This window comes from Escherichia sp. E1130 (genome assembly GCF_005781065.1).
Taxonomy (GTDB): Bacteria; Pseudomonadota; Gammaproteobacteria; order Enterobacterales; family Enterobacteriaceae; genus Escherichia.
In genome coordinates this window covers 1-20,065 of record NZ_VATL01000045.1, presented here as the reverse complement: position 1 = coordinate 20,065, position 20,065 = coordinate 1, and the positions used below count along the sequence as shown (strand labels likewise).

Genomic DNA, 20,065 nt, shown 5'->3' with positions numbered 1-20,065 from the left:
AAACCTTTTAACGCCAAAACAAAAAGTATTTCGCCGCGTAGTGTAAGCGATCACTTATTATATTTCCACAAAATTTAATATATTTACAATCGCGAAGGGATATTATTTCGTGCGTTATTTGCTGACACATTAATGCTTATATGCAAATTATATAGCAGCCATTTAACTTACTTATTACAGTGACTGGCGAGTGTTCCGGCGTACGATACAACCCCCCGGCCGATAATGGAACACGCAACCAGCATAAATATGCATATAAAAAGAATACATATTAGTTATTCAAACCTGAAACTTTGTGCTGCCATTACAGGCTTTACAACATAAAAGATGCTGAATGAGGCCAGGCGCGCTCCTAAGCCGAATTCTCTACGCTTTGCTGCGTAAACACACCTTGATCACTCTGCCAAAAAACATCTGAACTACGTCATAACATAATGATTTAAAATAACATTATATTTTAAGACATAAAAAAACCCAGAATGTACAAAAAATGCGCCACTACGGAATATTTTATCTACAAAAACCAAGGAAATAAAAATTTTTCACTAATTGATAAGTCATAGCCAGCGATATACGCTATGCGAAAGTGCAAACGGTAATTTAAACCACTGCATTCACATTCATCCGATTTCGCGTTTATTAAGGAGCATGGGCATGTTCTCACCGCAGTCACGCTTGCGTCATGCAGTAGCAGATACGTTCGCGATGGTTGTTTACTGTTCTGTCGTGAACATGTTTATCGAAGTATTTCTCTCCGGAATGAGCTTCGAACAGTCCCTTTATTCCAGACTGGTAGCGATTCCGGTGAACATCTTAATTGCATGGCCATACGGTATGTACCGCGATCTATTTATGCGAATGGCACGCAAAGTTGGCTCGTCGGGCTGGGTAAAAAATCTTGCGGATATTCTGGCTTATGTGACGTTCCAGTCACCGGTATATATGGCAATCTTACTCGTCGTGGGCGCGGGTTGGCACCAGATTATGGCAGCGGTCAGTTCAAACATCGTCGTTTCGATGTTGATGGGTGCGGTCTATGGCTACTTCCTTGATTACTGCCGCCGCCTGTTCAAAGTCAGCAATTACCAGCAGGTAAAAGCCTGATCCTTCTTTGTCGCGACTGGCAATGCCAGTCGCGTCTTTAATTGGCTTCGCCAAACAATCCATGTAAATAACGTTCAAGCGCAACACGCGAGCTGAAACCGTGTGGAATGCCGTAATGCTCGTGACGCTCACCCGCTAAATAGAGCGGGAACCGCTGGTAATGATCGCAAGTTTTAATATCGGAAGCCGGTTCTGCCAGTGTCGAACTACGTTCTTTTAACGTGGGATGAATTACCAGTGCGGTACGTCCCATTCGCGCTTCGCGATTAACATAGACATAATTTTCCCCGCGGCGATAACCATAAGCTTTCTGGGTTACCACATCGACGGTAAAACCGACTTTCTCAAGTACGCGCGCCACCTCGTCTGGTCGTAAATACATATTCTATCCTCGTTATTATCTACCGCGGCCCTACCTTACCTGATTGAGCATTCACAACGCTTTCAGAAAAGTCCATAAAGCCACGATGAATCTCTGTTAAGAAAATTATGGTCTACACTGAAAATTACATTGAATCCTGATGGGAGATCATATGTTTAACAGACCGAACCGTAACGACGTCGATGATGGCGTGCAGGATATTCAGAATGATGTCAATCAATTAGCTGACAGCCTGGAATCTGTATTGAAGTCCTGGGGCAGCAACGCCAAAGGGGAAGCCGAAGCCGCACGCAGTAAAGCTCAGGCTTTACTGAAAGAAACCAGGGCGCGGATGCATGGTCGAACTCGCGTCCAGCAAGCCGCGCGCGATGCTGTTGGCTGCGCAGACTCTTTTGTTCGTGAAAGACCCTGGTGTAGTGTGGGAACAGCTGCTGCGGTAGGTATTTTTATCGGCGCGTTGTTAAGCATGCGTAAATCGTAGTGAAACAATGATAATAAATACACGTCCCTGGCCCCGAAGCCTGACTTCGGGGTTTTTAACTTAAGGCACTGCGTAATTGTTGTGCCACCTGCTGCGCCATACTTTCGCTAACGATATTGGTAAACGAGAGCAGCAATCCTCCTTCCCCATTTGAGCGGATACGCCAGTCGCTAAGTGCCTGCACCGCAAGGCCAGCAGCATTGGCTTTACGAGCATGGACAATATCGTCGCCCACCATGCTGATAACCATCTGGATACCACCTTTTTGCGGCACAACCTGAAATCCCTGCTGCGTCAACGCCTGCTCAATCCACTGCCGACGTTGAGCATAGTGCTGACGCATTTTCTTCAGATGCCGCCAGAAATGCCCCTCACGAATGAAATCTGCCAGTGTGTTCTGCCACAGTACGGGTACCGCACATGGCTCCAGTGACGCCTGTTGCCGGAATTGCGTAATCTGCTCCACCGGCACCACCAGCCATGCACAGCGCAGTGCAGGAAATAGCGATTTGCTGAATGTTCCGGCATAAATCACCCGCTGCGGTGCGTCGAGACTTTTTAGTGCCGGTAACGGCTTACCGTGATAGCGAAACTCACTGTCGTAATCATCTTCAATAATCCATGCCTGGCTACGCTCTGCCCATTCCAGCATCTGGTGCCTGCGCGCTAAGGAGAGCGCCACACCCAGCGGGCTCTGGTGTGCCGGAGTAATCAGAGCAAAACGCGCATCAGGATAATTTTGTATTCCGCTTGTGACATCCAGCCCGTTGTCATCAACCGGCACCGGTAAAATTTCCACACCGTGGCGAGTGACAATCGAGCGAATCAGTGGAAAGCCGGGATCTTCCATCCACATCCCGTTTCCCGGTTTCGCCAGCGCGTGCAGAATTAAAGCCATTGAGGCCGCATAACCATGAGTGATAAAGACCTGCTCTGGCTGACAATCAATCCCGCGTGAAACGCGTAAGTAATCAACTATTGCCTCGCGCAACGCCGCCTCACCGCAGACATCGCCTAATGCCAAATCAAAACGCGTCTGGGTACGAAGGCGACGCCCCATCACCCGCGCCCACTGCTCTCGCGGAAAGAGATCGAGTGCGGGTAATCCCAATTGAAATGGCAGTGGCTGCTGACTTTCACCAGCAAAAGCCACGGCATCCACAGCAGATTGTTGCGGATGTATCTGCTCACTGACAAATGTGCCAGCCTGTCCCCGCCTGACCAGCCATCCTTGCGCCACCAACTCAGCATACGCATTTTCGACAGTGGATCGAGACACACCCAGTTCCTGCGACCAGGTACGACTCGAAGGTAGCCTTGCACCAGGTTTCAGTTCCCCTTGCTCAATAGCCGTTTTTAACTGACGGGCGATATCCTGATAACGTGGCATATGGTCTGCTTTTTTACGTAATTTATGGCTCTCTTTAGCAGTCCATTATAGTGCTACATTGCGGGCGTTAATAAGAGGAGAAACTGTATGACTACATTACGTCAGCCTTACTACGAACTTAGCCCGGCAGTGTATAACGCACTGGTGCAGGCCAAAACGGCACTGGAAAATAGCGCGCTGGATACCACGCTGATGGAGTTAATTTATTTGCGCGTCTCGCAAATCAATGGCTGCGCATTTTGTCTGGAGATGCACAGCAAAGCATTACGCAAATCCGGTGTGCCGCAGCACAAACTGGACGCCCTGGCAGGCTGGCGCGTAAGCCATCATTTTGACGATCGCGAGCGGGCGGCGCTGGCATGGGCGGAATCGGTGACCGATATTGCCCGAACCCATGCGGAAGACGAGGTTTATCAGCCTTTGCTTGAATATTTCAGTGCAGCAGAGATCAGCGACTTAACGTTTGCCATCGGGCTGATGAATTGTTTTAACCGTCTGGCCGTTTCCATGCGCATGTAACTTCTTGATGCCGGGTATTCGCCCGGCCAAAAAACACAAAACCCCCTACCCCGTTGAGCCATTCAGCGGTGGCGTAATCAATCTAAAATTCCCATATCTTGTATGGTTGAATCTTTTTCCAACTACATCCAGTATCTCTGTATCAACAGAGAGACAACCCGACGCGTATCATCGCGCCGTATCTTCATTTTAAACGGAAATACGAATCATGCGCATTACTATTTACACTCGTAACGATTGCGTTCAGTGCCACGCCACCAAACGGGCGATGGAAAACCGGGGCTTTGACTTTGAAATGATTAATGTCGATCACGTCCCTGAAGCAGCAGAAACATTGCGTGCTCAGGGCTTTCGCCAGTTACCGGTGGTAATTGCTGGCGATCTTAGCTGGTCTGGCTTCCGCCCGGACATGATCAACCGTCTGCATCCAGCGCCACACGCGGCCAGTGCATGAGCCAGCTCGTCTACTTCTCCAGCAGCTCCGAAAATACGCAGCGTTTTATCGAACGTTTAGGGCTGCCCGCGGTGCGCATCCCGCTCAATGAGCGGGAACGGATTCAGGTAGACGAGCCTTACATCCTGATCGTGCCCTCTTACGGCGGCGGCGGTACGGCTGGCGCGGTACCACGACAGGTAATTCGCTTTTTAAACGACGAGCACAACCGGGCGTTGCTTCGCGGCGTGATTGCTTCGGGTAATCGCAACTTTGGTGAGGCGTATGGCCGCGCCGGAGATGTGATTGCTCAAAAATGCGGCGTGCCGTGGCTATACCGCTTTGAACTCATGGGTACGCAAAGCGATATCGAAAACGTTCGTAAAGGAGTAACCGAATTTTGGCAACGACAACCGCAGAACGCCTGACGCAGGAAACGATGGATTACCACGCGCTGAATGCGATGCTTAACCTTTACGATAGCGCAGGTCGCATTCAGTTCGATAAAGATCGCCAGGCCGTTGACGTCTTTATGACGACGCATGTGCGCCCGAACAGTGTGACCTTCAGTAGCCAGCAGCAGCGCCTGAACTGGCTGGTCAACGAAGGTTACTATGATGAAAGCGTTCTTAATCGCTACTCTCGCGATTTTGTCATTACACTGTTTGCCCACGCGCACGCCAGCGGTTTTCGTTTTCAGACATTCCTCGGAGCATGGAAGTTTTACACCAGCTATACGTTGAAGACATTCGACGGTAAGCGTTATCTGGAAGATTTTGCCGATCGAGTCACGATGGTGGCGCTGACGCTGGCACAAGGCGATGAAACACTGGCGACGCAACTGACTGATGAGATGCTGTCAGGACGCTTTCAGCCTGCCACGCCAACATTCCTCAACTGCGGTAAACAGCAGCGCGGCGAGCTGGTTTCCTGTTTTCTGCTGCGTATTGAAGACAATATGGAGTCGATTGGCCGGGCGGTAAATTCCGCACTGCAACTGTCGAAACGCGGCGGCGGCGTGGCATTTTTGCTGTCGAATCTGCGGGAAGCGGGCGCGCCAATTAAACGTATTGAAAATCAATCTTCTGGCGTAATTCCGGTGATGAAAATGCTGGAAGACGCATTTTCCTATGCCAACCAGCTCGGCGCTCGTCAGGGTGCTGGCGCAGTCTATTTACATGCCCATCATCCCGATATTCTGCGTTTTCTCGATACAAAACGGGAAAATGCCGACGAAAAAATCCGCATTAAAACGCTGTCCCTGGGCGTGGTGATCCCGGATATCACTTTCCATCTGGCAAAAGAGAATGCGCAGATGGCACTGTTTTCGCCTTATGACGTTGAGCGAGTTTATGGCAAGCCATTTGCCGATATCGCCATCAGCCAACACTATGACGAACTGGTTGCCGATGAACGCATCTGCAAAAAATACATCAACGCCCGTGATTTCTTCCAGCGACTGGCAGAAATTCAGTTTGAGTCCGGCTATCCCTACATCATGTATGAAGACACGGTAAACCGTGCTAACCCTATCGCCGGGCGCATAAATATGAGTAATCTCTGCTCAGAGATTTTGCAGGTTAACAGCGCCTCAGAGTATAACGAGAATCTCGACTATGCCCGCACAGGCCATGATATTTCCTGCAATTTAGGTTCGTTGAATATTGCCCACACCATGGATTCCCCCGACTTTGCCCGCACGGTAGCGACTGCCGTACGCGGTTTAACAGCGGTGTCAGATATGAGTCATATCCGCAGCGTGCCGTCCATCGAAGCCGGAAATGCCGCCTCACACGCCATCGGCCTGGGGCAGATGAATTTACACGGTTATCTGGCGCGCGAAGGCATCGCTTATGGTTCACCGGAAGCACTGGATTTCACCAATCTCTATTTCTACACCATCACCTGGCACGCACTGCGTACCTCGATGTTGCTGGCGCGCGAACGCGGTGAAACCTTCGCCGGGTTCAAACAGTCACGCTATGCCAGTGGTGAATATTTTAGCCAATATCTGCAAGGTAACTGGCAGCCGAAAACGGCGAAAGTTGGCGAACTGTTTGCCCGTAGCGGTATTACGTTACCTACCCGTGAGATGTGGGCGCAGCTGCGCGACGACGTGATGCGCTATGGCATATACAACCAGAATCTCCAGGCGGTGCCGCCAACCGGTTCCATCTCTTACATCAACCATGCCACGTCGAGTATTCATCCGATTGTGGCGAAAGTAGAGATACGCAAAGAGGGCAAAACAGGACGCGTTTACTACCCTGCCCCGTTTATGACTAACGAGAATCTGGCGCTGTATCAGGATGCTTACGAAATTGGCGCAGAAAAGATCATCGACACCTACGCCGAAGCGACTCGCCATGTCGATCAGGGGCTGTCGCTGACGCTGTTTTTCCCCGATACCGCTACCACTCGCGATATCAACAAAGCGCAGATTTACGCCTGGCGCAAAGGCATCAAAACGCTCTATTACATTCGCCTGCGTCAGATGGCGCTGGAAGGCACTGAAATTGAAGGCTGCGTCTCCTGCTCGCTCTAAGAGACTGAAAAATAATTGCAATATATTGAATTTGCATGATTTTGTAGGTCGGATAAGGCGTTCACGCCGCATCCGGCAGGAACAAAGCGCACATTGCCAAAAATCGGAGCCTGATGAGTCCGGCTTTAAGGAATATCTATGAAACTCTCACGTATCAGCGCCATCAACTGGAACAAGATATCTGACGATAAAGATCTGGAGGTGTGGAATCGCCTGACCAGCAATTTCTGGCTCCCGGAAAAGGTGCCACTATCGAACGATATTCCTGCGTGGCAGACATTAAGTGCCGTAGAACAACAACTGACGATGCGCGTTTTTACTGGCCTGACGCTGCTCGACACGCTGCAAAATGTTATCGGCGCGCCTTCGCTGATGCCCGATGCGCTCACGCCTCATGAAGAGGCGATATTATCGAATATCAGCTTTATGGAAGCGGTTCATGCCCGCTCTTACAGTTCGATTTTCTCGACGTTGTGCCAGACCAAAGATGTCGATGCCGCCTACGCCTGGAGTGAAGAAAACGCGCCGTTGCAGCGAAAAGCGCAGATTATTCAGCAACATTATCGCGGCGATAATCCGCTGAAAAAGAAAATCGCTAGTGTCTTTCTTGAATCATTTTTGTTCTATTCTGGCTTCTGGCTGCCGATGTATTTTTCCAGTCGCGGAAAGCTGACCAATACCGCAGACCTGATCCGTCTGATTATCCGCGATGAAGCGGTCCACGGTTACTACATCGGCTATAAATATCAGAAAAGCCTGGAAAAGATCTCCCAGGCACAACGTGAAGAGTTGAAGAATTTCGCCTTCGATTTGTTGCTGGAACTCTACGACAACGAGTTGCAATACACCGATGAGCTGTACGCCGAAACCACATGGGCTGACGATGTGAAAGAGTTTCTCTGCTACAACGCCAATAAGGCGTTGATGAATCTGGGCTACGAACCGTTATTTCCCGCAGAAATGGCAGAAGTGAATCCGGCAATCCTCGCCGCGCTTTCGCCGAATGCCGATGAAAATCACGATTTCTTTTCCGGTTCAGGCTCCTCTTATGTGATGGGGAAAGCGGTTGAAACAGAAGATGAAGACTGGAATTTCTGACAGGGTTATTTTTCAAAAATATCACTACCCGCAGCAGGGAAATAATTCCCACCAAATATACTCGTCATACTTCAAGTTGCATGTGCTGCGTCTGCGTTCGTTCACCCCAGTCACTTAATTATGTAAGCTCATGGGGATTCACTCGCTTGTCGCCTTCCTGCAACTCGAATTATTTAGAGTATAGCTTTATATCACGCAAATAATTTGTGGTGATCTACACTGACTCTCTGTTGCATTATTCGCCTGAAACTACAATATTCAGGCGTTTTTTCACTATCTATAACAAAAAATATCAACTTTTCTCGATTTGCTCTCAGCCCTTATATCACGGGAAATTCCGGCAATTTGCTCGTATCAATATTCATGCCACATTTGTCATCAGGGGTTGCCTCAGATTCTCAGTATGTTAGGGTAGAAAAAAGTGACTATTTCCATTGGGTAATATATCGACATAAACAAATAACAGGAATCTTTCTATTGCATGGCAATTAAATTAGAAATTAAAAATCTTTATAAAATATTTGGCGAGCATCCACAGCGAGCTTTCAAATATATCGAACAAGGACTTTCAAAAGAACAAATTCTGGAAAAAACTGGGCTATCGCTTGGCGTAAAAGACGCCAGTCTGGCCATTGAAGAAGGCGAGATATTTGTCATCATGGGATTATCCGGCTCGGGTAAATCCACAATGGTACGCCTTCTCAATCGCCTGATTGAACCCACCCGCGGGCAAGTGCTGATTGATGGTGTGGATATTGCCAAAATATCCGACACCGAACTCCGTGAGGTGCGCAGAAAAAAGATTGCGATGGTCTTCCAGTCCTTTGCCTTAATGCCGCATATGACCGTGCTGGACAATACTGCGTTCGGTATGGAATTGGCCGGAATTAATGCCGAAGAACGCCGGGAAAAAGCCATTGATGCACTGCGTCAGGTCGGGCTGGAAAATTATGCCCACAGCTACCCGGACGAACTCTCTGGCGGGATGCGTCAACGTGTGGGATTAGCCCGCGCGTTAGCGATTAATCCGGATATATTATTAATGGACGAAGCCTTCTCGGCGCTCGATCCATTAATTCGCACCGAGATGCAGGATGAGCTGGTAAAATTACAGGCGAAACATCAGCGTACCATTGTCTTTATTTCCCACGATCTCGATGAAGCCATGCGTATTGGCGACCGAATTGCCATTATGCAAAATGGTGAAGTGGTACAGGTCGGCACACCGGATGAAATTCTCAATAATCCAGCGAATGATTATGTCCGCACCTTCTTCCGTGGCGTCGATATTAGTCAAGTATTCAGTGCGAAAGATATTGCCCGCCGCAGCCCTAATGGCTTAATTCGTAAAACCCCTGGCTTCGGCCCGCGTTCGGCACTGAAATTATTGCAGGATGAAGATCGCGAATATGGCTACGTTATCGAACGCGGTAATAAGTTTGTCGGCGCAGTGTCTATCGATTCGCTTAAGGCCGCATTAACGCAGCAGCAAGGTCTTGATGCAGCACTGATTGATGCGCCGTTAGCGGTCGATGCGCAAACGCCTCTTAGCGAGTTGCTCTCTCATGTCGGACAGGCGCCCTGTGCGGTGCCCGTGGTCGACGAGGACCAACAGTATGTCGGCATCATTTCGAAAGGAATGCTGCTGCGCGCTTTAGATCGTGAGGGGGTAAATAATGGCTGATCAAAATAATCCGTGGGATACCACACCAGCGGCGGACAGTGCCGCACAATCCGCAGATGCCTGGGGTACACCGGCTGCTACACCGACTGACGGTGGTGGCGCCGACTGGCTGACCAGCACGCCTGCGCCAAACGCCGAGCATTTTAATATTCTCGATCCGTTCCATAAGACGCTGATCCCGCTCGACAGTTGGGTCACTGAAGGGATCGACTGGGTCGTTACCCATTTCCGTCCCGTCTTCCAGGGCGTGCGCGTTCCGGTCGATTACATCCTCAACGGTTTCCAGCAATTGCTGCTGGGGATGCCCGCGCCGGTGGCGATTATCGTATTCGCTCTCATCGCCTGGCAAATTTCCGGTGTCGGAATGGGCGTCGCGACGCTGGTTTCGCTGATTGCCATCGGCGCAATCGGTGCCTGGTCGCAGGCCATGGTTACCCTGGCGCTGGTGTTAACCGCCCTGCTGTTCTGTATCGTCATCGGTTTGCCGTTGGGGATCTGGCTGGCGAGAAGTCCGCGAGCGGCGAAAATTATTCGTCCACTGCTTGATGCCATGCAGACCACGCCAGCGTTTGTTTATCTGGTGCCAATCGTCATGCTATTTGGTATCGGTAACGTGCCGGGCGTGGTGGTGACGATCATCTTTGCTCTGCCGCCGATTATCCGTCTGACTATTCTGGGGATTAACCAGGTTCCGGCGGATCTGATTGAAGCCTCGCGCTCATTCGGTGCCAGCCCGCGCCAGATGCTGTTCAAAGTTCAGTTACCGCTGGCGATGCCGACCATTATGGCGGGCGTTAACCAGACGCTGATGCTGGCCCTTTCTATGGTGGTCATTGCCTCGATGATTGCCGTCGGCGGGCTGGGTCAGATGGTACTTCGCGGTATCGGTCGTCTGGATATGGGGCTTGCCACCGTAGGCGGCGTCGGGATTGTGATCCTCGCCATTATCCTCGATCGCCTGACGCAGGCCGTTGGGCGTGACTCACGCAGTCGCGGCAACCGTCGCTGGTACACCACTGGCCCTGTCGGTCTGCTGACCCGTCCATTCATTAAGTAACTCTGCACTTGCCCGGTGACGCCGGGCATATCACCCTGCCAAAAAAAGGAATAACAATGCGACATAGCGTACTTTTTGCGACAGCGTTTGCCACGCTTATCTCTACACAAACTTTTGCTGCCGATCTGCCTGGCAAAGGCATTACTGTTAATCCAGTTCAGAGCACCATCACTGAAGAAACCTTCCAGACGCTGCTGGTCAGCCGTGCGCTGGAGAAATTAGGTTATACCGTCAATAAACCCAGCGAAGTGGATTACAACGTTGGCTATACCTCGCTTGCATCTGGCGATGCGACCTTTACCGCCGTGAACTGGACGCCGCTGCATGACAACATGTACGAAGCTGCCGGTGGCGATAAGAAATTTTATCGCGAAGGGGTATTTGTTAACGGCGCGGCGCAGGGTTACCTGATCGATAAGAAAACTGCCGACCAGTACAAAATCACCAACATCGCGCAACTGAAAGATCCGAAGATCGCTAAACTGTTCGATACCAACGGCGATGGCAAAGCGGATTTAACCGGCTGTAATCCTGGCTGGGGCTGCGAAGGAGCCATCAACCACCAGCTTGCTGCGTATGAACTGACCAACACCGTGACGCATAATCAGGGGAACTATGCGGCGATGATGGCCGACACCATCAGTCGTTACAAAGAGGGTAAGCCGGTGTTTTACTACACCTGGACGCCGTACTGGGTGAGTAACGAACTGAAGCCGGGGAAAGATGTGGTCTGGTTGCAGGTACCGTTCTCCGCACTGCCGGGCGATAAAAATGCCGACACCAAGCTGCCGAATGGCGCGAATTACGGCTTCCCGGTCAGCACCATGCATATCGTTGCCAACAAAGCCTGGGCCGAGAAAAATCCGGCGGCAGCCAAACTGTTTGCCATTATGCAGTTGCCAGTGGCAGATATTAACGCCCAGAACGCCATTATGCATGACGGAAAAGCCTCAGAAGGCGATATTCAGGGGCACGTTGATGGCTGGATCAAAGCCCACCAGCAGCAGTTCGATGGCTGGGTGAAGGAGGCGCTGGCAGCGCAGAAGTAAATATTGATAACCGCGCAGATAATGCTCATGTGAGTAAAACAATTGCAGCGATGGTTTTAATCCGGCTGAAAATCGATGAGACGTTTTCTGAAGGCCGGGGCGACGCGCAGGGATGCGCGGCGAGGGCGCGTCTTACAGGGATGTTACCTCGCGCCCGTACCCGATAGCCGTAAGAAATAAGTCGAATGTACCGCGTAGCGGCGATTTTGTGCCAAAAGCCTGGGTCGCCAGGGTGGTGGCGACTGAGCCACCCTGGCACGTTCACCAGCAAAATAGTGACAAAGTAGCTATAGTCTGGAAGTGAACGTAACATTTGCCTTAGTGACATATTTCACCTTCAAATACCCTCTCCCCATTACCCGCACATTTCAGCAATCTATCTTTCACCCCATATTCATCAACATCCGCTATTATTGATTTCCAGCTTAATCATCACCTGATGAACAAAAATAATGACTAAACCCAATCATGAGCTTAGCCCGGCGCTGATCGTGCTAATGTCGATCGCCACCGGTCTGGCGGTCGCCAGCAATTATTACGCACAGCCATTGCTCGACACCATCGCGCGTAACTTTTCCCTTTCCGCCAGTTCGGCAGGCTTTATTGTTACAGCCGCGCAGTTGGGCTATGCCGCAGGTCTGCTGTTTCTTGTTCCATTGGGTGATATGTTTGAACGCCGCCGCCTGATTGTCACCATGACCTTACTGGCAGCTGGTGGCATGTTAATCACTGCCAGCAGTCAGTCGCTGGCGATGATGATCCTCGGTACGGCATTAACCGGTTTATTCTCGGTCGTGGCACAAATTCTGGTTCCACTGGCGGCGACGCTGGCTTCACCGGACAAACGCGGCAAGGTGGTTGGCACCATTATGAGTGGCCTGCTACTGGGGATTTTACTCGCACGGACCGTTGCCGGGCTGCTGGCGAATCTCGGCGGCTGGCGCACCGTCTTTTGGGTCGCATCGGTGTTAATGGCACTGATGGCACTGGCGTTATGGCGCGGCCTGCCACAAATGAAATCTGAAACCCACCTCAACTACCCACAGTTGCTTGGTTCCGTTTTCAGCATGTTTATCAGCGATAAGATCCTGCGCACCCGCGCGTTGCTGGGCTGCCTGACCTTTGCTAACTTCAGCATTCTCTGGACATCAATGGCTTTTTTGCTCGCCGCGCCGCCTTTTAATTACAGCGATGGCGTAATTGGTCTGTTTGGCCTTGCAGGAGCTGCCGGGGCGTTGGGCGCTCGCCCGGCGGGCGGTTTTGCCGATAAGGGCAAATCGCATCTCACAACAACGTTTGGTCTGCTGCTGTTGTTACTTTCATGGTTGGCGATCTGGTTTGGCCACGCTTCCGTACTGGCGCTAATTATCGGCATTCTGATACTGGATCTCACCGTGCAGGGCGTGCATATCACCAATCAAACTGTGATTTATCGTATTCATCCTGATGCGCGTAATCGCCTGACCGCAGGTTACATGACCAGCTACTTTATTGGCGGTGCTGCTGGTTCGCTGATCTCGGCATCCGCCTGGCAACATGGCGGTTGGGCTGGCGTTTGTCTGGCTGGCGCGACGATTGCCCTGGTTAACGTACTGGTCTGGTGGCGAGGTTTTCATCGTCAGGAAGTCGCAAATTAAGCAATCAGCAACCGTTTTCGTGGCTTTACACTTATAAGGGTGTTAAGAATCCCATCAGTCTGATAAGGTTAGGATATTCATCCAGGCTATTAATAATATTAACAATCGTTAAGCGTACACTCTATGGTAAGCCCTACTCCACTGCCTGCTTCTGGTTCGGCGACCTTCATGGAAGGCTGCAAAGACAGTTTACCGATTGTTATTAGTTATATTCCGGTGGCCTTTGCATTTGGTCTGAATGCGACCCGTCTGGGATTCTCTCCCCTGGAAAGCGTTTTTTTCTCCTGCATTATTTATGCAGGAGCGAGCCAGTTTGTCATCACCGCAATGCTGGCAGCTGGTAGTAGCTTGTGGGTAGCCGCATTGACCGTTATGGCAATGGATGTTCGCCATGTACTGTATGGTCCATCGTTGCGTAGCCGCATTGTTCAACGCCTGCAAAAATCGAAAACCGCACTGTGGGCATTTGGCCTGACGGACGAAGTTTTTGCCGCAGCAACGGCAAAACTGGTACGTAATAATCGCCGCTGGAGCGAAAACTGGATGATCGGCATTGCCTTCAGTTCATGGTCATCGTGGGTATTTGGTACGGTAATAGGGGCATTTTCGGGCAGCGGTTTGCTGCAAGGTTATCCAGCCGTCGAAGCAGCATTAGGCTTTATGCTGCCGGCACTCTTTATGAGTTTTCTGCTCGCCTCTTTCCAGCGCAAACAATCCCTTTGCGTTACCGCAGCGTTAGTTGGTGCCCTTGCTGGCGTAACGCTATTTTCTATTCCCGTCGCCATTCTGGCAGGCATTGTCTTTGGCTGCCTCACTGCGTTAATCCAGTCATTCTGGCAAGGAGCACCTGATGAGCTATGAGGTTCTGCTGCTTGGATTACTGGTTGGCGCGGCGAATTACTGCTTCCGCTATTTACCCCTACGCCTGCGAGTGGGCAATGCCCGCCCAACCAAGCGTGGCGCAGTGGGTATTTTGCTCGACACCATTGGCATCGCCTCGATTTGCGCTCTGCTGGTTGTCTCTACCGCACCAGAAGTGATACACGATTCACGCCGTTTCGTACCCACGCTGGTCGGTTTTGCGGTACTGGGAGCCAGTTTCTATAAAACACGCAGCATCATTATTCCCACTTTATTGAGTGCGCTGGCCTACGGGCTGACGTGGAAAGTGATGACGTTTCTATAGACCACAAGAATCATTTTTCTAAAACAATACATTTACTTTATTTGTCACTGTCGTTACTATATCGGCTGAAATTAATGAGGTCATACCCAAATGGATAGTTCGTTTACGCCCATTGAACAAATGCTAAAATTTCGCGCCAGCCGCCACGAAGATTTTCCTTATCAGGAGATCCTTCTGACCCGTCTTTGTATGCATATGCAAAGCAAGCTGCTGGAGAACCGCAATAAAATGCTGAAGGCTCAGGGGATTAACGAGACGTTGTTTATGGCGTTGATTACGCTGGAGTCTCAGGAAAACCACAGTATTCAGCCTTCTGAATTGAGCTGTGCTCTTGGATCATCCCGTACCAATGCGACGCGTATTGCCGATGAGCTGGAAAAACGTGGCTGGATCGAACGTCGTGAAAGCGATAACGATCGCCGCTGCCTGCATCTGCAATTAACGGAAAAAGGTCACGAGTTTTTGCGCGAGGTTTTACCGCCGCAGCATAACTGCCTGCATCAACTCTGGTCCGCGCTCAGCACAACAGAAAAAGATCAGCTCGAGCAAATCACCCGCAAATTGCTCTCCCGTCTCGATCAGATGGAACAAGACGGTGCTGTTCTCGAAGCGATGAGCTAACGCGTCATCTCGCTCAAAAATCCAGACTTATAAAAGAAAAACTGACCGGCCAGCATCGCAACGTGCTGGCCTTTTTGGCAAGCAGGTCGGCTCAGCCGATGAGTTAAGAAGATCGTGGAGAATACTATGAGCGCAAATGCGGAGACACAAACCCCGCAGCAACCGGTAAAGAAGAGCGGCAAACGTAAGCGTCTGCTCCTCCTTCTCACCTTGCTCTTTATTATTATTGCCGTAGCGATAGGGATTTATTGGTTTTTGGTACTGCGTCATTTCGAAGAAACGGATGACGCATACGTGGCAGGAAATCAGATTCAAATTATGTCTCAGGTGTCAGGCAGTGTGACGAAAGTCTGGGCCGATAACACCGATTTTGTAAAAGAAGGCGATGTGCTGGTCACTCTCGACCCGACGGATGCTCGCCAGGCGTTTGAAAAAGCCAAAACTGCGCTGGCTTCCAGCGTACGTCAAACCCACCAGCTGATGATTAACAGCAAACAGTTGCAGGCAAATATTGAGGTGCAGAAAATCGCCCTCGCCAAAGCTCAGAGTGACTACAACCGTCGCGTGCCGCTGGGCAATGCCAACCTGATTGGCCGAGAAGAGCTGCAACACGCCCGCGACGCCGTCACCAGCGCCCAGGCGCAGCTGGATGTCGCCATTCAACAATACAATGCCAATCAGGCGATGATTTTGGGGACTAAACTTGAAGATCAGCCTGCCGTGCAACAGGCTGCCACTGAAGTGCGTAATGCCTGGCTGGCGCTGGAGCGTACCCGTATTGTTAGCCCGATGACTGGTTATGTCTCCCGTCGCGCAGTACAGCCTGGTGCACAAATTAGCCCAACCACGCCGCTGATGGCGGTCGTTCCAGCCACGAATATGTGGGTGGATGCTAACTTTAAAGAGACGCAGATTGCCAATATGCGCATCGGTCAGCCGGTTACCATCACCACCGATATTTACGGCGATGATGTGAAATACACCGGTAAAGTGGTTGGTCTGGATATGGGTACGGGTAGCGCGTTCTCGCTGCTTCCGGCGCAAAACGCCACCGGTAACTGGATCAAAGTCGTTCAGCGTCTGCCTGTTCGTATCGAACTGGACCAGAAACAGTTGGAGCAATACCCGCTGCGTATCGGTTTATCCACGCTGGTGAGCGTCAATACCACTAACCGTGACGGCCAGGTACTGGCAAACAAAGTACGCTCCACACCGGTCGCGGTAAGCACCGCGCGTGAAATCAGCCTGGCACCTGTCAATAAACTGATCGACGACATCGTAAAAGCTAACGCTGGCTAATCCAGAGGTGCGTGTGATGCAACAGCAAAAACCGCTGGAAGGCGCGCAACTGGTCATTATGACGATTGCGCTGTCGCTGGCGACATTCATGCAGGTGCTGGACTCCACCATTGCTAACGTGGCGATCCCCACTATCGCCGGGAACCTGGGTTCATCACTCAGTCAGGGAACGTGGGTAATCACCTCCTTCGGGGTGGCGAATGCCATCTCGATCCCTCTTACCGGCTGGCTGGCAAAGCGCTTCGGGGAAGTGAAACTGTTCCTCTGGTCGACCATCGCCTTCGCCATTGCTTCGTGGGCATGTGGTGTCTCCAGCAGTCTGAATATGCTGATCTTCTTCCGCGTGATTCAGGGGATTGTCGCCGGGCCATTGATCCCGCTTTCGCAAAGTCTGTTACTGAATAACTACCCACCGGCCAAACGTTCTATCGCGCTGGCGTTGTGGTCGATGACGGTGATTGTCGCGCCAATTTGCGGCCCGATCCTCGGCGGTTATATCAGTGATAATTACCACTGGGGCTGGATATTCTTCATCAACGTGCCGATTGGCGTGGCGGTGGTGTTGATGACACTACAAACCCTGCGCGGACGCGAAACCCGCACCGAACGGCGGCGGATTGATGCCGTGGGGCTGGCGCTGCTGGTGATTGGTATCGGCAGCCTGCAGATTATGCTCGACCGGGGTAAAGAGCTGGACTGGTTCTCATCACAGGAAATTATCATCCTCACCGTGGTAGCGGTGGTGGCTATCTGCTTCCTGATTGTCTGGGAGCTAACGGATGATAACCCGATAGTCGATCTGTCGTTGTTTAAGTCGCGCAACTTCACCATCGGCTGCTTATGTATCAGCCTCGCGTATATGCTCTACTTCGGCGCTATTGTTCTGCTGCCGCAGCTGTTGCAGGAAGTCTACGGCTACACGGCAACATGGGCAGGGCTGGCCTCTGCGCCGGTAGGGATTATTCCGGTGATCCTGTCGCCGATTATCGGTCGATTTGCGCATAAACTGGATATGCGGCGGCTGGTGACGTTCAGCTTTATTATGTATGCCGTCTGCTTCTACTGGCGTGCCTATACCTTTGAACCGGGTATGGATTTTGGCGCGTCGGCCTGGCCGCAGTTTATCCAGGGCTTCGCAGTGGCCTGCTTCTTTATGCCGCTGACCACCATTACGCTGTCTGGTCTGCCACCGGAACGACTGGCGGCGGCGTCGAGCCTCTCCAACTTTACGCGAACGCTGGCGGGGTCTATCGGTACGTCCATAACGACGACGATGTGGACTAACCGCGAGTCGATGCACCATGCTCAGTTGACCGAATCGGTGAACCCGTATAACCCGAACGCCCAGGCGATGTACAGTCAACTGGAAGGTCTGGGGATGACGCAACAGCAGGCATCGGGCTGGATTGCTCAGCAGATCACCAATCAGGGGCTGATTATTTCCGCCAATGAGATCTTCTGGATGTCAGCCGGGATATTCCTCATCCTGCTGGGGCTGGTGTGGTTTGCTAAACCGCCATTTGGCGCAGGTGGCGGCGGAGGCGGTGCGCACTAAGGTTGTTCAAGGGAGCTGCGGCTCCCTTTTTGCTTGCTCATTCTGTAAACGGTTGTTTAATTAACGCCAAATGATGCCATTATTGAGAGTTGCTTAATAAACAGTTCTGCAATCAAAAAAATAGACAATGTATTTATATTCTTCTTAAGAATCGTGTGTTTTATCTCATATTTTTATGCGTTTTATCGATACACAGAAATCACATTTATATTATTTTTTTGATAAAAATCCTGGTGTTTACCCCCTTCTAAGAGGATGTGCAAACAATAAACACGCAATTAATTCGTCATTTTTATTAAATTCAAAATAATATCTACATCATGCATCTTAATGATTTTCCTCATTTTTCTTTTTATCATTTTTTACCGCTTAAGATATTTAAAGATTTTTGCCACAGAAAACTATGCAACTTATTTTTTAGCACAACGCCTAAACCATCAAAATAAATTAATATTAAATTAACCATAAATTAAACTGATTTATAAACATTGGTTTCACGCACTACTCTTCATTTGAAGAAACAGTAACCTGTTCCCAAGACATTAAAATCTAATTTTCTTATGTAGTTACTGTGAGCTCATTATTTATCTAAAAATAAATCATAAGGATGAGAAGGAACTTTATGAACATCAAAAAGCATCCCTTGTCAACGCTGGCAATAGCTATTTCAACCGTGTTATCAATACCCGTTTCACTGGCATGGACACCACCCACGACCATCAACAGTGATGTTACCATCGACAATAATGATGTTGTAACGCTATCCTCATCCGAAAATAATTCATCAGCCTGGGATCAATTTCATTATCTTAATGTTGGTTCAAAAAGTGAAGGAACATTGAATATAGATGGGCGGGATCTGTCTACGGCTAAAATCGTAATCGGCAATGCTACCTCCGGGGTAATGAAATTAGAAAATAATACTCATCTAACGCTTAGTCATGCATCGCCTAATGAACGCGATGTTTATTTAGGTAAGAATGGTGGTTCAGGAACCTTAATGGTGCTTAGCGGCAGTACTATCACCGATTTAAATGAATTCAGAATCGGTGAATTTAATTACCAGGCACAGGGTCAAGTTGTTATTGACGGTGAGGGTTCATCCGTTGCCGCACGGTATGTGATGGTAGGCGATCAGGGGACGGGTAAACTCGAAATCACTCATGGCGGTCATCTTACAGCATCAAAGGATGTGCTCATTGGTTTTACTGGAAGTTCAGGTGATTTTCACGGGACTGGATACGGTGAAACGCTGGTTGATGGCGACAATTCTTCATTAACAGTGAATGAATATATCAACCTCGGGGGATTGAGTTCATTGCAGAACGAGGCCAAGGGGATACTTACCGTTAGTAATAATGCCACGGTCAGTGCTAATCAATTTATCTGGCTTGGGATAGCAGAAACCAGCACCGGTATTCTAAACATTGGTGGAGCGCAGGGAGAAGCAGAACAGAAAGCGGGGATCATCAAGACGCCGATTATCCATATGGGAAGCAATGTCGGGAATAGTACTGCCCAAATTAATTTTAACCACTCCAGCGAAGATTTTATCCTGGCTGCAGATATAGTTGGCAAAGGCGAAGTTAACCAGGAAGGTTCCGGCGTCACGACGTTGACTGGCGCAAATACCTACTCTGGCCAAACAAATATTAATAAAGGCACCTTGCGCGCCGGTATCAACGATACCTTCAGCCCAAACTCCGATTATGTTGTCGACAGTGAAGGGAATATCGATTTAGACGGTTTTTCACAAACCTTAAATACACTGGATTTGGCGGGTACAGCAACACTGTCTTCCTCAAAAAATGGCGACAAATTCACGCCTGCCACACTCACCATTAATGGCAATTACACTGCTAATAATGGTTTGTTAGTTATGCGTACCGAACTCGGAGATGATAATTCCGCGACTGATAAACTCATCGTAAAAGGGGATACTTCCGGTAGTACCCGCGTCATGGTCAACAATGCGGGCGGTCTGGGCGCGGATACTCTGGAAGGGATAAAAATTGTCGAGGTTGA

The 20,065-nt window shown here is 50.1% G+C and carries 19 protein-coding genes; 17 read left to right on the top strand and 2 right to left on the bottom strand.

What is annotated here, in order from left to right:
• Positions 1–654 precede the first annotated feature (654 nt).
• A complete protein-coding gene (gene alaE / locus FEK66_RS24360; protein ID WP_130208083.1) occupies positions 655–1,104 on the top strand; it encodes an L-alanine exporter AlaE in 450 nt (149 codons plus the stop codon).
• 37 nt (positions 1,105–1,141) lie between these two features.
• Here alaE and FEK66_RS24355 read toward each other — a convergent pair whose 3' ends face one another.
• Complete coding sequence (locus FEK66_RS24355; RefSeq protein ID WP_130208081.1) at positions 1,142–1,486, bottom strand: DUF2002 family protein; 345 nt, start codon at positions 1,484–1,486, stop codon at positions 1,142–1,144.
• A gap of 151 nt (positions 1,487–1,637) precedes the next feature.
• Between FEK66_RS24355 and FEK66_RS24350 the strand changes: the two genes are divergently transcribed.
• The gene (locus FEK66_RS24350; RefSeq protein WP_032281474.1) at positions 1,638–1,967 is read left to right on the top strand and encodes a DUF883 domain-containing protein; all 330 of its coding nucleotides are present in this window, start codon (positions 1,638–1,640) and stop codon (positions 1,965–1,967) included.
• A 55-nt stretch (positions 1,968–2,022) separates the two neighbouring features.
• Here the strand turns inward: FEK66_RS24350 and FEK66_RS24345 are convergent, their stop codons facing one another.
• Complete coding sequence (locus FEK66_RS24345; protein ID WP_130260071.1) at positions 2,023–3,357, bottom strand: PLP-dependent aminotransferase family protein; 1,335 nt, start codon at positions 3,355–3,357, stop codon at positions 2,023–2,025.
• 87 nt (positions 3,358–3,444) lie between these two features.
• Here FEK66_RS24345 and FEK66_RS24340 point away from each other — a divergent pair, with 87 nt between their 5' ends.
• From FEK66_RS24340 to FEK66_RS24265, 15 genes are all read left to right on the top strand, one after another.
• The gene (locus FEK66_RS24340; RefSeq protein ID WP_130208077.1) at positions 3,445–3,876 is read left to right on the top strand and encodes a carboxymuconolactone decarboxylase family protein; all 432 of its coding nucleotides are present in this window, start codon (positions 3,445–3,447) and stop codon (positions 3,874–3,876) included.
• A gap of 208 nt (positions 3,877–4,084) precedes the next feature.
• On the top strand, positions 4,085–4,330 hold the full coding sequence (gene nrdH / locus FEK66_RS24330) for a glutaredoxin-like protein NrdH (RefSeq protein WP_130208073.1): 246 nt from the start codon (positions 4,085–4,087) through the stop codon (positions 4,328–4,330).
• Positions 4,327–4,737, top strand: coding sequence for a class Ib ribonucleoside-diphosphate reductase assembly flavoprotein NrdI (gene nrdI / locus FEK66_RS24325; RefSeq protein ID WP_000080944.1), 411 nt, complete (start codon positions 4,327–4,329; stop codon positions 4,735–4,737). Before nrdH ends, nrdI begins: the two co-directional genes overlap by 4 nt.
• Positions 4,710–6,854 carry a class 1b ribonucleoside-diphosphate reductase subunit alpha gene (gene nrdE / locus FEK66_RS24320; protein WP_135494973.1) on the top strand — a complete coding sequence of 715 codons (2,145 nt, stop codon included), beginning with the start codon at positions 4,710–4,712 and terminating at the stop codon, positions 6,852–6,854. Before nrdI ends, nrdE begins: the two co-directional genes overlap by 28 nt.
• Before the next feature lie 138 nt (positions 6,855–6,992).
• Positions 6,993–7,952 carry a class 1b ribonucleoside-diphosphate reductase subunit beta gene (gene nrdF / locus FEK66_RS24315; protein ID WP_135494974.1) on the top strand — a complete coding sequence of 320 codons (960 nt, stop codon included), beginning with the start codon at positions 6,993–6,995 and terminating at the stop codon, positions 7,950–7,952.
• A 481-nt stretch (positions 7,953–8,433) separates the two neighbouring features.
• On the top strand, positions 8,434–9,636 hold the full coding sequence (proV, locus tag FEK66_RS24310; RefSeq protein ID WP_130260066.1) for a glycine betaine/L-proline ABC transporter ATP-binding protein ProV: 1,203 nt from the start codon (positions 8,434–8,436) through the stop codon (positions 9,634–9,636).
• Complete coding sequence (proW, locus tag FEK66_RS24305; RefSeq protein ID WP_130208067.1) at positions 9,629–10,693, top strand: glycine betaine/L-proline ABC transporter permease ProW; 1,065 nt, start codon at positions 9,629–9,631, stop codon at positions 10,691–10,693. The genes proV and proW overlap by 8 nt, the downstream gene beginning before the upstream one ends.
• A 56-nt stretch (positions 10,694–10,749) precedes the next feature.
• Positions 10,750–11,742, top strand: coding sequence for a glycine betaine/L-proline ABC transporter substrate-binding protein ProX (gene proX / locus FEK66_RS24300; protein WP_069913916.1), 993 nt, complete (start codon positions 10,750–10,752; stop codon positions 11,740–11,742).
• 452 nt (positions 11,743–12,194) lie between these two features.
• Entirely contained in the window at positions 12,195–13,379 is a 1,185-nt protein-coding gene (locus FEK66_RS24295) for an MFS transporter (protein ID WP_135494975.1), read from the top strand.
• 123 nt (positions 13,380–13,502) lie between these two features.
• The gene (ygaZ, locus tag FEK66_RS24290; RefSeq protein ID WP_130210896.1) at positions 13,503–14,240 is read left to right on the top strand and encodes an L-valine exporter subunit YgaZ; all 738 of its coding nucleotides are present in this window, start codon (positions 13,503–13,505) and stop codon (positions 14,238–14,240) included.
• On the top strand, positions 14,230–14,565 hold the full coding sequence (gene ygaH / locus FEK66_RS24285; RefSeq protein WP_130210894.1) for an L-valine transporter subunit YgaH: 336 nt from the start codon (positions 14,230–14,232) through the stop codon (positions 14,563–14,565). Before ygaZ ends, ygaH begins: the two co-directional genes overlap by 11 nt.
• 90 nt (positions 14,566–14,655) lie before the next feature.
• Positions 14,656–15,186: a multidrug efflux transporter EmrAB transcriptional repressor EmrR gene (emrR, locus tag FEK66_RS24280; RefSeq protein ID WP_000378441.1), complete on the top strand. Its 531-nt coding sequence runs from the start codon at positions 14,656–14,658 to the stop codon at positions 15,184–15,186.
• Between the two features lie 126 nt (positions 15,187–15,312).
• Positions 15,313–16,485: a multidrug efflux MFS transporter periplasmic adaptor subunit EmrA gene (emrA, locus tag FEK66_RS24275; RefSeq protein WP_001295175.1), complete on the top strand. Its 1,173-nt coding sequence runs from the start codon at positions 15,313–15,315 to the stop codon at positions 16,483–16,485.
• 16 nt (positions 16,486–16,501) lie between these two features.
• Positions 16,502–18,040: a multidrug efflux MFS transporter permease subunit EmrB gene (gene emrB, locus FEK66_RS24270; protein ID WP_130210892.1), complete on the top strand. Its 1,539-nt coding sequence runs from the start codon at positions 16,502–16,504 to the stop codon at positions 18,038–18,040.
• Positions 18,041–18,662: 622 nt separating this feature from the next.
• The coding region (locus FEK66_RS24265) for an autotransporter outer membrane beta-barrel domain-containing protein (protein ID WP_138211630.1) at positions 18,663–20,065 on the top strand (1,403 nt) is incomplete at its 3' end.

What these genes read in the sequence shown, in the direction of transcription:
- emrA (WP_001295175.1), top strand. Translation starts at nt 15,313, where the DNA reads ATGAGCGCAAATGCGGAGACACAAACCCCGCAGCAACCGGTAAAGAAG.
- alaE (WP_130208083.1), top strand. Translation starts at nt 655, where the DNA reads ATGTTCTCACCGCAGTCACGCTTGCGTCATGCAGTAGCAGATACGTTC.
- emrB (WP_130210892.1), top strand. Translation starts at nt 16,502, where the DNA reads ATGCAACAGCAAAAACCGCTGGAAGGCGCGCAACTGGTCATTATGACG.
- nrdI (WP_000080944.1), top strand. Translation starts at nt 4,327, where the DNA reads ATGAGCCAGCTCGTCTACTTCTCCAGCAGCTCCGAAAATACGCAGCGT.
- proV (WP_130260066.1), top strand. Translation starts at nt 8,434, where the DNA reads ATGGCAATTAAATTAGAAATTAAAAATCTTTATAAAATATTTGGCGAG.
- FEK66_RS24350 (WP_032281474.1), top strand. Translation starts at nt 1,638, where the DNA reads ATGTTTAACAGACCGAACCGTAACGACGTCGATGATGGCGTGCAGGAT.
- FEK66_RS24345 (WP_130260071.1), bottom strand. Translation starts at nt 3,357, where the DNA reads ATGCCACGTTATCAGGATATCGCCCGTCAGTTAAAAACGGCTATTGAG.
- FEK66_RS24340 (WP_130208077.1), top strand. Translation starts at nt 3,445, where the DNA reads ATGACTACATTACGTCAGCCTTACTACGAACTTAGCCCGGCAGTGTAT.
- proX (WP_069913916.1), top strand. Translation starts at nt 10,750, where the DNA reads ATGCGACATAGCGTACTTTTTGCGACAGCGTTTGCCACGCTTATCTCT.
- proW (WP_130208067.1), top strand. Translation starts at nt 9,629, where the DNA reads ATGGCTGATCAAAATAATCCGTGGGATACCACACCAGCGGCGGACAGT.
- FEK66_RS24355 (WP_130208081.1), bottom strand. Translation starts at nt 1,486, where the DNA reads ATGTATTTACGACCAGACGAGGTGGCGCGCGTACTTGAGAAAGTCGGT.
- nrdH (WP_130208073.1), top strand. Translation starts at nt 4,085, where the DNA reads ATGCGCATTACTATTTACACTCGTAACGATTGCGTTCAGTGCCACGCC.
- FEK66_RS24295 (WP_135494975.1), top strand. Translation starts at nt 12,195, where the DNA reads ATGACTAAACCCAATCATGAGCTTAGCCCGGCGCTGATCGTGCTAATG.
- emrR (WP_000378441.1), top strand. Translation starts at nt 14,656, where the DNA reads ATGGATAGTTCGTTTACGCCCATTGAACAAATGCTAAAATTTCGCGCC.
- ygaZ (WP_130210896.1), top strand. Translation starts at nt 13,503, where the DNA reads ATGGTAAGCCCTACTCCACTGCCTGCTTCTGGTTCGGCGACCTTCATG.
- ygaH (WP_130210894.1), top strand. Translation starts at nt 14,230, where the DNA reads ATGAGCTATGAGGTTCTGCTGCTTGGATTACTGGTTGGCGCGGCGAAT.
- nrdF (WP_135494974.1), top strand. Translation starts at nt 6,993, where the DNA reads ATGAAACTCTCACGTATCAGCGCCATCAACTGGAACAAGATATCTGAC.